Here is a 12,293-nt window from a genome sequence, read left to right on the forward strand (position 1 = left end):
CCCCCCCCCCCCCCCCCCCCCCCCCCCCCCCCCCCCCCCCCCCCCCCCCCCCCCCCCCCCCCCCCCCCCCCCCCCCCCCCCCCCCCCCCCCACGTCCGGGATGGGGGCGGGTGGTCAGGTTGGGGTGGGACTGGGCAGTGCTGATGTGGTGGCGCAGACGGTGCCGCGGTCCTGGATCTTCGCGCAGGCGCGAGCGTCTTCGGGGCGGGTCACGGGGACCATGCGGGTGTGGGCGTCGTGACCGTACTGCTGGCGGTATTCCTGGGAGTCACCGCGTTTGGGAGTGATTATGACGCGGTCATCCGGGGAGGTGTTGCTCATCTTGGCCCAGGCGGCGTCGCAGCGGGGGCTGTATCGGAGTTCGACCGCCACGCCGAACTTGTGTCCCGTGTAAGCGGTGATGGCGTCCAGTGAACAGACGGTGCCCTTCGGCTCCACCGAGGCGCAGGAGTCGCTGTGGCAGGTCGTCAGCGGCGAGGCCGTTGCCTGGGACGTGGCGGGTGAAGCTGAGGAAGACGCTCCCGGGGACTTGGCTGAGTCGTCGGCACTGGCTTTGATGACCCAGAGGGTCACGCCGCCCCCTAGGACGAGCGCGCTCATGATGCCGGCGAGGACCCGCCCGGTCTTCTTGCCGGGTCGCTTGTTGGGCTCCGTATGCGACGTCGTCGCGGTTGACGCCTGCTGCTCGGATGTCGATGTCGTCTTCGGAGTGGCCGTGGTGTGTCGGTCTGCCTGTTCGTCGCCGTCCGGAACACGGTCCGCCGCCCGCGCCTGCTTTGTTTCCTGTGCCTGCCATGCCGCGTCCCACAGCCCGAGGAGTTCATCTCGGTTCACGGTGCGGGGAGCGGCGTCGGCGAATTTGACCAGCGCTTCGTGCTTGGGGAGCTTCTTCTGCGTGTACCAGCGGTTCCACGTACTGCGTGAGACGCCGGTGTTCTTCTCCAGCACCTTGTAGGACCAGTTCAGTTCGCCCATGTAACGGCGGACCAGGTTGAGTAGAGCGACGAGTTCCGCTGCCGGTTCCTCGGACCTGTCCAGCCCCGGCACATCGTCGTCTCTCTCCGTCCTGAACTGTCCCACAGGCACCCCCAAGATTCCGGGAAAGCGCTGGTCAGCGACCCGCGGCATCCTAATGTGACCCAACGTCACCAAGACTCTACCGTTGGGATGGTGAGACGGTCATCGTCCCTCTCGAGCAACAGAGCTCACCACAGTCCCGCTGTCGCGGACCGGCTTCGAGCAGGTCCGCGAACCGGGCAGTTTCTCGAGAGGATTCACGATGAAGACGACAAGCAAGGTGTCCAGCTGGGCGGGCGCGGTGCTCGCGGGCGGAGGGATGCTCTTCGTCGGCATGACCGTGCTGCCGGCCGACGCGGCCGCGCCCAGCACCTACGCGGTCAAGGGGGTGGACACGAGCCACTTCAACCACGACGGCGGGCAGTCGATCGACTGGAAGAAGGTGCGTTCGGCCGGTCAGTCCTTCATGTACGCGAAGGCCACGGAGGGCACCGACCGGACCGACGAGTGGTTCCAGCGAGACCTCCAGGGTGCGAAGCAGGCCGGGCTGCTGCACGGTGCGTACCACTTCTGGGGCTTCACCCGGGGAGCTGCCCAGGCTCAGAACTTCGTGCGGACGGTGAGGGCGGCCGGCTACACCGGCAAGAGCGCCGGAGAGCTTCCCCCCATGCTCGACCTGGAGCTCAGGAGCGGCGGGAGCTGCCCGCGCAACTTCAGTACCGCTCAGGTCGGCGCCTTCCTGAACGTGATCGACAAGGAGATGGGCGTCAAGCCGATCATCTACGCCGCGAAGCCGTTCGTAGACAGGTGTATGAACGCAGACGGATCGCTCTTCGCCAGGCACGTCCTGTGGCAGCCGCGCTACGAGAGCGGCTCGACCGAACCGGCTGATCTGCCGCGCGCCGGAGCGCATTGGAAGATCTGGCAGTACTCCGAACACGGCAAGGTGCCCGGCATCAACTCGGACAAGGTCGACCTCAACGTCTTCCGCGGGACCCTCGCGGAACTGCAGCAGCTCGCCCACCAGACCGGCACCACCCCCGCCCCCAAGCCGCCCACCGCTCCGTCCGTTTCCGCAGCACCGGTACTGAAGACGCAGAGCCGCGGCTCGGACGTCGTCACCGCGCAGGAGCTCCTGATCGCCCACGGTGCCCGGATCGACGCGGACGGGGTGTTCGGGCCCGCCACCAGCGCCGCCGTGCGTTCCTTCCAGACCGCCAAGGGCCTCGAAGTCGACGGCATCATCGGCCCCCGCACCTGGGGCGCCCTGCTTGTGACAGTGAAGGAGGGAAGCCGGGGAGAAGCCGTCAGCGCCCTGCAGCACCAGCTGATCGCCCACGGTGCGGGGATCGACGCGGACGGGGTGTTCGGGCCCGCCACCAGCGCCGCCGTGCGCTCCTTCCAGACCGCAAAGCGACTGACGGCTGACGGGATCGCCGGTCCCCGCACCTGGGCCGCGCTGCTGGCGGACCGCGGCACTACCGTGCCGCCCACCCAGGCCGCGAACGGCCGCCTGACCAACCGCCAGGCCCTCGCGCAACTCACCGCCGCCGGCATCAAGCACCCCGTCGGCCGCACCTCCCTCGAAGGCGTACGCGCCCGCACCATCCAGGGAGTCATCGCCCTGAAGAAGGCCAGCGGCTGCACGATCACCATCACCGGCGGCACTGAGTCCGGCCACAGCGCCGGCACCCGCTCCCACGCCAACGGATACAAGCTCGACCTGCGTACCCGCGACGAGGGCACCTGCGTCACCAAGTGGATCAAGAGCACCCAGCACAAGGGCAAGCCGCGCGGCAACGACCCCCGCTGGTACGGCAACCTCGCCGGCATCTCCCTCGAGTACGTCTACGAGACCCCCAAGGGCGGCGGCGTCCACTGGGACATCACCTTCAACTGACCCACTCGGTCTGGGGGCGGGCACCGCACCGGCGCCCGCCCCCGCACTGCTTCGCATCCGAACCAGCCGCATCACTCTGCAGGGAGAAGCCATGAACACCACCTCTCACCGCGCCGCTCCTGCCTGCCGCCGCAACCGACCCTTCCGGCGGCTGCTGAACTGGCTCCGGAGCCGGCCGCTCCTCGTCGGCGTCACGATCATTGCCGTGATCACCGTGACCGCATCGGCCTACCAGAATGCCGAAGGGCGCGCCTCCAGCACCCCACCGCAGGCAAACCCCACTGCCTCTGACTGCGCCGACAGCGGCTGCTCAGCAGACGATGGGTCCCCGCCCGAGGAAAATATGGGAGACCCTGCCCTCGACCCGTCGAACGACTGTGAAGAGGGAGACTGTCCTCAGCCTGGCAGCGAGAACGGGCCGCAGGCCGAAACTCGGTCACCGTCGGCGACGGCCGACCCTGCCCCTGCACCCGCGCCAGAAACGTCGCTGATCGGCACCGGGCCCCGAACCTGGACCCTGGTCAAGTCCGGCTCCCAAGGAGACACAGTCGCTGCGGTCCAACTCCTACTCACCGCACACGGCTACCGCACAGACATCGACGCAGCATTCGGCCCACAGACCACGGCACAGGTGCGCTCCTTCCAGCGGGACAACTCACTCCACGACGACGGCATCGTCGGCCCCGACACGTGGCACGCCCTCATCATCAACATGCGCTCCGGAGACCGCGGCCCAGCGGTCACAGCTGTACAGCGCCTGCTTGCCGTGCACGGTCACCCCGTCGACAACGACGGAACCTTCGGTACGTCGACAGCGCAGGCCGTTAGAGCGTTTCAGGAAGAGCGCCACCTGGCTGCGGACAGTGTGGTGGGCCCGGATACCTGGGCAGCTCTCCTCAGCCGGGCGTGACTCGCAGGCCGGCACCGATCCGCCTGCGGCATGACGGACTGTCAACTCGTCGCTGACCTGTGCCGGGTACCCCGGGGCATCGCGCAACGAGCGCTCACCGTCGGCCAACGCCGACAGCTCGCCCTCCATTTCCCGACGCGACTTGGCGGCTTCACTTTGCATTACGGAAATGCGGCGCGTGGGGTGACGGAATGCTCGGCGAGAGGAATCGGCGCGCAGCCGTACGGCCAGCGTTTCCCCTTTATGGGCGGTTGCCGCTGCCTTGGCGTTGGCTGGGGGAGCCTGCCGGGGAAGCACGTACGCGACCGGACAATGATCACAGGAGGCTGTCGTGGAACAACAAGCCCAGTACCGCCAGGGCGAGCGAGTGAGGTACCGGAACGACCGCGATCAGGCATGCCAGGGCACGGTGCAGGAGATCCGGGGAACCGGCCAGAGCGCCTGCTACTCGATCCGCAACGTGCGATCTCTACAGCTGGAAGAGGTGTCCCAGGCCCGCCTGGAAGGGCGCCTTTCCTAGCGGCGCGTTGCCTCCGGCACTGTTTGAGGCACGGCCGGATTCGGGAGTGCTGCCCCGGCTCGGCATGGGATGCCGGGCCGGGGCAGTGGCTTGTGGGCTTCCGGTGGCCTGACCACCGTCTTCGTGGTCTTGCCCTACCAGTCGCGGAAGTGCCCGGTCAGCAGGGCGCGGGCCTGGGAGAAGTCCCGGGCCAGGTGCTGGTAGGCGTACGACAGTGGGGCCGGCCATACGGCCGGACCGCGTGGGTGTGCCACGCGGGCTGCCGATCCGGCGACGGACCGCCGGGCCGATGGGCGCCGGCCGTGCCGTCATTCCGTAGTCCGGGAACGTCGTCCGGCGCCATGCGCGCCGGATCGCACGTCTACGCCGGTCCCGAGGACCTGACGATCACCGGTGGGGAAAAACGGGATGAGGTCTTCCGGCACGGGACGGTGCGACGCGATCGCGAAGGCCGGCGGCGGGTTCTGACACTGCGAGCGTTGTGCGTACGGCCACCGTCAGGCGCTTGTGCCCGCCACGTGCCCGATCGTCGTGAAGACGGCCTGGGTGGCATGACGGCGGCCTCCGTGCAGAGACGGCAGTGTGCGGGGGCTCCTGGTACGTGGCACGCTGGAGGCCATCGAGGCTCTGCGGGCAGCGGCTGCTTGGCCAGGTCGCTGGGCGAACGGGCCCGCGTGCGCTCTGGTGAGGATGCACGCGGGCCCGCCGTCCGGGTGTGGGTTGGGCCTGCCGCCGGAGTATTGGTCAGCTCAGCCGGTAGCCGTTGTAGCCGTATCCGATCTTGACGCGGGAGGCCAGCGGGTGCGTGACGTCGCCTGTGCCCTGGTACAGCCACAGGGTGCCGCTGCTGTCGCGGGCGATCAGGTCGGAGTGGCCGTTGCCGGTCATATCCCCGTTCATCACGTACGCGGTGTAGCGGAAGCCCCAGCCGATCTTCACCCGCGACGCGAGCGGGTGCGACGGGTCGTCGGTGCCCTTGTACAGCCACAGGTTCCCGGAGGAGTCCTGGGCGAGCAGGTCGGGCTTGCCGTCGCCGGTGAAGTCACCCTTGCCGAAGACGTTGGCGCCGTAAGTGCCCCAGCCGTAGCCGAGCTTGACGCGCGTGCCGAAGTTGCCGTGGCCGGTGCCCGGGTAGCGCCAGAAGTTGCCGCTGGAGTCGACGGTCAGCAGGTCCTGCAGGCCGTCACCGGTGACGTCGCCGGGCACCAGCATGACCTTCATGCTGTTCCAGCCGGTCCCGAGCGTGGTGACGTCGGTGTTGCCGGTGGACAGGTTGTAGTGCTGCCAGTACAGGGTGCCGTCGGTGGTACGTACCAGCAGGTCGGCGTATCCGTCGCGGTCGAGGTCGGCCTGGCGCACCAGGTTGACCCCGCTCCAGTCGCCGAGCGACGACCGCGGCCCGAAGGAGGTGCCGCGCGAGTCGTACTCGTAGCCCTGGCCGTCGGAGGCGATCGCGAACATGTCCGCGCGGCCGTCGCCGCTCAGGTCGGTGTCGTCGATGCGTGGTTCGGTCGCCCCGACGTACGTGCTCAGCTTGGTGAAGACGCTGTACGAGCCCTGTGCCACGCAGTCCTGCACGCCCCACGACACGACACCGACGACGCGCCCGCCGACGACCAGCGGGCCGCCGGAGTCACCGTTGCAGGTGGCGACCGTGCCGCTGTCGGAGCCGCTGGCCGGCGCACCGACGCAGGTCATGGCACCCGCCACGAAGTCGCTGCCGTAGTAACCCGAGCAGGTCGAGTCGCCGTTCACCGGCACGGTGGCCCTGCGAAGGGTCTGCGAGATGTCCTGGCTGGTGGAGCTGGTGCGCCCCCAACCGTAGATCTGTGCCTGGGTGCCCGCCTTGTACGACGTGGTGTCGTCGGAGGTGGTGATGGGCAGCGGCTTGGCGCCGATGGGGTCGGGCAGTGTCAGTACGGCGACGTCGTTGACGGCGGTGCCGTCCGTGGTGATCTTGAATGAAGAATCGTTCCACTGCCGCCACACGCCCGTCACCGTGCCGCCGTGGAGGTCGGTGGTGTTGGTCGACGGGTCGGTGGTCGGCAACTGGTCCGTGCCGTAGACGATGGAGCCGTTGTTGTGCCAGTCGTATCCCGAGACGCAGTGCGCGGCGGTGAGGATCTTCGTCGGCGACACGACGGTGCCGCCGCAGAAGAACCCGACGTCGTCACTGGTGTCGGTGGTGCCCTTGTCGTCGTAGTACCACAACTGCACCATCCACGGGGCTGTGGAGATGCTGGTGGTCGTGCCGCCGATGATCTGGGTGCTGGCGGTGCCGGAGGTCGACGGCTGCGGTTCCGGACTGGTGGTGCCGGATGACGCCCCCGTGCTCGCGGCGGGCCGCAGGATGGCGGGGGTGTTGGCGGCCGGCGCGGTGAGCGCGCCGTGCACGCGGGCGGTGAGTTGCGACGTGCCGACGCTGCTGTGGCCCTTGACGCCGATGTCCGTCGGCAGTGGCGTCGCATTGGCGGGTGCCATGATGAGCGCACCGGCGCCGCCGACGAGCAGCGTGGTGGCAGCGATGGGTACGGCCAGCCGGCCCCGGCGACGGTGGTTCCCGCCTCTATGGGCAGAGGACACTCATGTCTCCTGTGGTGAAGATGCTGGGGGGGTGGCATCGAGCAAATGCGGATGATCCTACTTCCGACCTGCTGATCTTCACCAGCCTCATACGCCACAGAAATCTGAATTTCTCCCTCCGTTGATGTACGGGTAGGAGTCACCGCAGTTGTCGTCACCTCGTTCTGGGGATGGACTTCCGTGTGGTACGGAGTCTCGTCGGGGTTGGTCGCCGAAGCGGTCGGCACCACGCGCTGGCCGTACCGGACAACAGATCGACCTGATGCTCTCTCGCGCCCCTGCCTGATCAACCTGCTCTGGACGCCCTATCGGAGTCCTGGACCGGCCGAGGTGGGGAACGACGAAAGAAAGACCAAGAACAGCACCTCGCCGCTGGGGCACACGGTCCGTCCCCCGGTGTTCGGCAGAGTCTTCGCAATGGGAGGCATGGTTGCCCCGTGATGTGCATTGAGTTGGGCCTACGACGTGCGCGGGATCACCATGTGTTGTTGTTCCACTTCTGCCGGCGGAGGTTCGGGTGTTCGTCGTGGCCGAAGTCGTTGTAGTCCGTGTCCATCGGCGGCAGCGTCGTCGCCGCGCCGGCCCTGGACACCCCCGCCCTTCGCCTGCTCCGGCGACAGATACTGCGCGGTACCGATGACCGCCGCCGTCCGCGTCATCGTCATGCCGGAGTCGCCCATGGCGCGGGCGATGCCGAAGTCCACCACCTTGACCTGCCCGTCGAGGGTCAGCATGACGCTGCCTGATGGCCAACAAGAAAGGCGACCGCCGCCGCTTCGGCGCAGTGCGCCAGTACCGTTCCGGTCGTTGGATGGCTTCGTATCTCGCCCGGGACGGCGAACGTGCCCGCGCACCCGAGACTTCGAGACCAAGAAGGACGCCGAGACCGGCTGTCCCAAATCCAAGCGGATCTCACCCGTGGTGACTGGCGTTCTCCTGATGCCGGTGCCGTCAACTTCCGCGTGTACGCCGAGAAGCGGTTCGAGGAAAGGAAGTTGGCCTTGCGCAGGGTCGACCTGTACGAACACCTCCTCCGCCGCTACGTCTTCCCGGCCTTCGGCGCCCTCGACCTGGACGAGATCACCGCGCCTCTCGTCCGTGAGTGGCGCGCTGAGCGGCTTCGGGCGACCGGGGCCAAGACCGCCCGTCGCGAAGGCGTACCGGCTTCTCAAGGCCATCATGGAGACGGCCGTCGATGACGAGTTGATCAGCCGCAACCCGTGCCGCACCAGAGGCGGGGCAAGGAGTCGGCTACCGAACGCCGTATCGCCACCGTCGCCCAGGTCGATGCCCTCGCCGACGCGATCGGGATCCGCTGGCGGCTCATGGTCTACCCCGGCGCGTACGGTCCGATGCGCCCGGAGGAACTGGCGGGCCTCCGCCGCCGGGATGTCGAACTGGACAACCTGGTGATGCGTGTCCGTGTCGCTGAGCCGGAGCGCACGAACGGCAAGCGGGCTCCTGGCGAGACCAAGTCCGATGCGGGCGTCCGTACCGTCGTCCTCCCGGGCTTCCTGGGCAAGGACGTGCGGCGGCACCTCGACTGGTTCGCCGAGAAGTGGCCGGACGGTCTTCTCTTCGTCTCTTCGTCGGTGAGAAGGGCGCGCCCTTCCGGCGCACCTCCTTCGGCCGGAAGTGGCGGCGGGCCCGCGCGGCCGCCGGTCTCCCGGACGGCTTCCGCTTCTACGACCTTCGTCACACCGGACACACGCTGTCGACCCGATCGGGCGCCACCTTCAAGGACACGATGATCCGCGCGGGTCAGTCCTCCGAGAAAGCCGCGATGATCTACCCGCACTCCGACGGCGCGGCAGCGGGAGGTCGCCGCCTGCCTGGACGAGGTGGTGCGCGCCGAACGTGCGAAGCACCACAAGAACATCCGTCCGCACCACAAGCCGGAGTCCTCGACGGGCTGATGGTGCGCTAGTGGTGCAGCCCCCGCCCACCGGTCTGGACAACAAAGAACCCCCGGGTCCTTGACCTGGGGGTTTCACATGGAGCGGGTGACGAGAATCGAACTCGCGCTCTCAGCTTGGGAAGCTGATGTTCTACCATTAAACTACACCCGCGTAAGTACGGACATGATCCCTGCGGATCTGGTGTCCGGACCTTGCTCACTGTACATCATCGCAGACCCCTGGTGCCGAGGCCCGGGGGTCTGTGTCTGCTTCAGGGGGTGGATCCGGCTGCGGGCGGGGCGAGTTGGGGCGTACCGTGGAGGCCTCGCGGAGGGGTCGGGGGAGGCCGGAGTGCCGCCTGGAGAGTCGTGTCTTTGATCCCGTAATGTGGCTTTTGCTGTCAGGGCGTTATGCCCGACGAGGCTCTTGGGGAAGGGACTTAAGGGACTTGATGGAACGCACCGTCGTCCGCTGCGCGGACGGGCACGTCTTCAGCACCGCTTCGTTCCCGATGCAGCAGGCCGAGCGGCTCGGCCCCGGCCGGCTCATGCGGTGTCCCGGGTGCGCACGGCTCCGCAGTGTGGTGCCGGTCGCCCTGGAGAAGCGCTGACAGAGGGACAAGATCCGGCACGGACAGTAGCGGTAACACGGACAAGCGGCCGTAACACAGATCGCAGCCGTAACACAGGCGCGCGGAGTCGTCACGATTGTCGCGGCTCCGCGCGCCTTGCGTATCCTCGCTACGTGCTTCTCTCAGACAAGGACATCCGGGCCGAGATCGACGCCGGGCGGGTACGGATCGATCCCTACGACGAATCCATGGTGCAGCCGTCGAGCGTCGATGTTCGGCTGGACCGTTACTTCCGGGTGTTCGAGAACCACCGGTACCCGCACATCGACCCCTCGGTCGAGCAGCCCGATCTGACCCGGCTGGTCGAGCCGGAGGGCGACGAGCCGTTCATCCTGCACCCCGGGGAGTTCGTGCTCGCCTCCACCTACGAGGTCATCAGCCTGCCCGACGACCTTGCCTCGCGGCTCGAGGGGAAGTCCTCGCTCGGACGGCTCGGGCTGGTCACGCACTCCACCGCCGGGTTCATCGACCCCGGGTTCAGCGGGCACGTCACCCTTGAGCTGTCCAATCTCGCCACCCTGCCGATCAAGCTCTGGCCGGGAATGAAGATCGGCCAGCTGTGCATGTTCCGGCTGAGCTCGCCCGCCGAGTTCCCGTACGGCAGCGAGCGCTACGGCTCCCGGTACCAGGGGCAGCGCGGCCCGACCGCCTCGCGGTCCTATGTCAATTTCCATCGGACCCAGGTGTGAGGGCCACAGCAACATGAGTGACGTGCGGGAGAACCTGACCTACGACGCGTTCGGCGGCGCCATCCGTGAGCTCGCCCAGACCATCGCCGACGACGGGTACGAGCCCGACATCGTGCTCAGCATCGCCCGGGGTGGCGTGTTCGTCGCCGGCGGGCTCGCCTACGCCCTCGACTGCAAGAACATCCACCTCGTGAACGTCGAGTTCTACACCGGGGTGGGGACCACCCTGGAAATGCCGGTCATGCTCGCGCCCGTCCCGAACGTCATCGACTTCTCCGACAAGAAGGTGCTGATCACCGACGACGTCGCCGACACCGGCAAGACGCTGAAGCTCGTACGCGACTTCTGCCTCGACACCGTCGCCGAGGTGCGCTCCGCGGTGATCTATGAGAAGTCCCACTCCCTGGTGAAGTGCGAGTACGTCTGGAAGCGGACGGACGACTGGATCAACTTCCCGTGGAGTGTTTTGCCTCCAGTACGTAAGTCGGGGGAGCCGATCACGCCCTCGAAGGAGGCTCTATAGATCGAGGCGTCGCGGGCGCCCGGGTGACGAACGCCCGAGTGTCAGTGCCTACCGATATGCTTCTGCCGTCCACTTCCGGTCCATCCTGAGCCTCGGCCAGAAGGCTGAGGACCCCGAAATCTCAGGGGTTGGCACCACCCGACGGGAGGTGAGACATGGCAGTAGAGCGAGAGCCGCAAGAGTCAGAGAGCGGTCAGGGCGGGGGCCCCACGAAGGCCCAGATCTTGATCGCGATCCTTACGACGATTACGGCGATCGCAAGCTGTGTGGAGCATCTGGCGCGCTAGCGCGCCGACGTTGAGTGGTGCACCGGACGAAGGCAGGGCAAAGCAAAGCGAGCCCGGCCGTTGTGTAGTCGGCCGGACCCGCTTAACGACTCCACGTACGAGCCCGGTCCTGGCTGCAACCAGGGCCGGGCTCCTCTGCATGGAGCCAAACCTGTGGCGTCTCGCAGTCTGTGCTCGCCCACCGCAAGGGGTTCCCAAGCTGCTTGGGAACCCCTTTGACTATAGCTCCCAGGTCTTCCTAGGTCTTCCCAGGTCTTGTCCGGTCTTATCGAGGCGTCATCGGGTTTCTCTCACCACAAGGCTCTGACCAGCCGTGATCGGTAGTGCCGGCCTAGCAGGTGCGCGCCCTCCTCCGTCGGATGGGCTAGCTACTTGCCCCTGAAGAAGTCCGGGGTGCCTGTGGGTTGTCCTTTGGGGAGAGCTGGCGAAGGGCGGCCCATGGCCGTCACAGTGGGTGCGGGTCGTGGCGGCCGGGGGTGGGGCGGTGTTGCGTGTCGCGGGAGTAGAGGACACCTGGTGGGAGGTACTGCCGGAGCACGCGCGGCAGTTACCCGCCGAGTTGGCTCGGGTGGATGCGTTCTTGGACGGCGAGCGATTCATCGCTCCGTGGCGGGCGGTGTTCGCCGAGCGGCTGGGGCGGCCGTCGGTGCCGGTGGAGACGCTGCTGCGGCTGCTGTATCGCAAGCACCGCTACCAGCTGGGTTACGAGACTCTGTGTCGTGAGGTCGCGGACTCGTTGAGCTGGCGCCGGTTCTGCCGCATCCCGCTGGCCTCGCCGGTGCCGCATCCGACTACGCTGATCAAGCTGGTGCGTCGCAGCGGAGTGCAGACGGTGGAAGAGCTGAACGCCGCGCTGCTGGGCAAGCTGGTCGAGGACAAGCTGCTGCGGTGCCGCAAGCTGCGCATCGACACGACCGTGATGGAAGCCGACATCGGCCACCCCACGGACGCTGACCTGCTCGAACACGGGGTACGTAAGCTGGGCCGGCTGGTTGGGCGGATCAAGGCGTCGGGGGCGGCCAGGCGCACCTGCTTTCGTGATCGCAGCCGGTCAGCGGGGCGCCGTTTGAAGGAGATCTCGCGCACGCTGCGGCGGCGCACCGGTCAGGCACTGGGCGAGATCGACCGGCTCACCGGTGAAATAGCCGCCGTGGCCCGCGCGACCCTGCGGGACGTGGAGGCGGTGGAGCGCAATGCCCGACGCATGCTGGGCAAGCGGCCTTCCGGACGACTCGCGCAGCTGGTGAGCGAGCTGGCCGAGACCGTCGCGGGCACCCGTCGGCTGCTGGAACAGACCGCCCTGCGGCTGGCGGGTATCCGCACCATCCCTGACCG

Annotated in this window: 9 protein-coding genes, 1 tRNA gene and 1 pseudogene; 8 read left to right on the plus strand and 3 right to left on the minus strand. The window is 67.7% G+C overall.

The genetic code is table 11. The features are described 5' to 3' along the window. Positions 1-114: 114 nt before the first annotated feature. Complete coding sequence (locus ACZ5NH_RS44445) at positions 115-975, minus strand: DUF2690 domain-containing protein (RefSeq protein ID WP_468784063.1); 861 nt, start codon at positions 973-975, stop codon at positions 115-117. Between the two features lie 304 nt (positions 976-1,279). On the opposite strand from ACZ5NH_RS44445, the gene ACZ5NH_RS44450 reads away from it, so the two are divergent. From ACZ5NH_RS44450 to ACZ5NH_RS44460, 3 genes are all read left to right on the plus strand, one after another. Beyond that, a complete protein-coding gene (locus tag ACZ5NH_RS44450; RefSeq protein WP_468784065.1) occupies positions 1,280-2,917 on the plus strand; it encodes a peptidoglycan-binding protein in 1,638 nt (545 codons plus the stop codon). Positions 2,918-3,008: 91 nt separating this feature from the next. Continuing rightward, entirely contained in the window at positions 3,009-3,827 is an 819-nt protein-coding gene (locus ACZ5NH_RS44455) for a peptidoglycan-binding domain-containing protein (protein ID WP_468784067.1), read from the plus strand. A gap of 331 nt (positions 3,828-4,158) precedes the next feature. Continuing rightward, positions 4,159-4,347 (plus strand): hypothetical protein, encoded by a 189-nt coding sequence (locus ACZ5NH_RS44460; RefSeq protein ID WP_468784069.1) that lies wholly within the window; start codon positions 4,159-4,161, stop codon positions 4,345-4,347. Positions 4,348-5,091: 744 nt separating this feature from the next. On the opposite strand, the gene ACZ5NH_RS44465 is transcribed toward ACZ5NH_RS44460, so the two are convergent. Then, the gene (locus ACZ5NH_RS44465) at positions 5,092-6,930 is read right to left on the minus strand and encodes a trypsin-like serine protease (RefSeq protein ID WP_468784071.1); all 1,839 of its coding nucleotides are present in this window, start codon (positions 6,928-6,930) and stop codon (positions 5,092-5,094) included. A gap of 745 nt (positions 6,931-7,675) precedes the next feature. Between ACZ5NH_RS44465 and ACZ5NH_RS44470 the strand changes: the two are divergent. Next, a pseudogene (locus tag ACZ5NH_RS44470) lies at positions 7,676-8,846 on the plus strand (tyrosine-type recombinase/integrase). 79 nt (positions 8,847-8,925) lie between these two features. Here ACZ5NH_RS44470 and ACZ5NH_RS44475 read toward each other — a convergent pair. Beyond that, positions 8,926-8,999 (minus strand) — tRNA-Gly (locus tag ACZ5NH_RS44475). Between the two features lie 280 nt (positions 9,000-9,279). Here ACZ5NH_RS44475 and ACZ5NH_RS44480 point away from each other — a divergent pair. The 4 genes from ACZ5NH_RS44480 to ACZ5NH_RS44495 all read left to right on the plus strand — a co-directional run. Beyond that, a complete protein-coding gene (locus ACZ5NH_RS44480) occupies positions 9,280-9,438 on the plus strand; it encodes a hypothetical protein (protein ID WP_199840720.1) in 159 nt (52 codons plus the stop codon). A gap of 134 nt (positions 9,439-9,572) precedes the next feature. Further along, a complete protein-coding gene (gene dcd / locus ACZ5NH_RS44485) occupies positions 9,573-10,148 on the plus strand; it encodes a dCTP deaminase (protein ID WP_055705140.1) in 576 nt (191 codons plus the stop codon). 13 nt (positions 10,149-10,161) lie between these two features. Then, positions 10,162-10,671: a phosphoribosyltransferase gene (locus ACZ5NH_RS44490; RefSeq protein ID WP_468784074.1), complete on the plus strand. Its 510-nt coding sequence runs from the start codon at positions 10,162-10,164 to the stop codon at positions 10,669-10,671. 771 nt (positions 10,672-11,442) lie between these two features. Further along, positions 11,443-12,293: transposase (locus ACZ5NH_RS44495; RefSeq protein ID WP_468784076.1), on the plus strand; the 851-nt coding region annotated here is incomplete at its 3' end.

Source organism: Streptomyces sp. NPDC031426 (assembly GCF_055581585.1).

Coding starts and splice junctions, on each gene's coding strand:
- ACZ5NH_RS44490 (WP_468784074.1), top strand. CDS start 10,162: ATGAGTGACGTGCGGGAGAACCTGACCTACGACGCGTTCGGCGGCGCC.
- ACZ5NH_RS44445 (WP_468784063.1), bottom strand. CDS start 975: ATGGGCGAACTGAACTGGTCCTACAAGGTGCTGGAGAAGAACACCGGC.
- ACZ5NH_RS44450 (WP_468784065.1), top strand. CDS start 1,280: ATGAAGACGACAAGCAAGGTGTCCAGCTGGGCGGGCGCGGTGCTCGCG.
- ACZ5NH_RS44480 (WP_199840720.1), top strand. CDS start 9,280: ATGGAACGCACCGTCGTCCGCTGCGCGGACGGGCACGTCTTCAGCACC.
- ACZ5NH_RS44455 (WP_468784067.1), top strand. CDS start 3,009: ATGAACACCACCTCTCACCGCGCCGCTCCTGCCTGCCGCCGCAACCGA.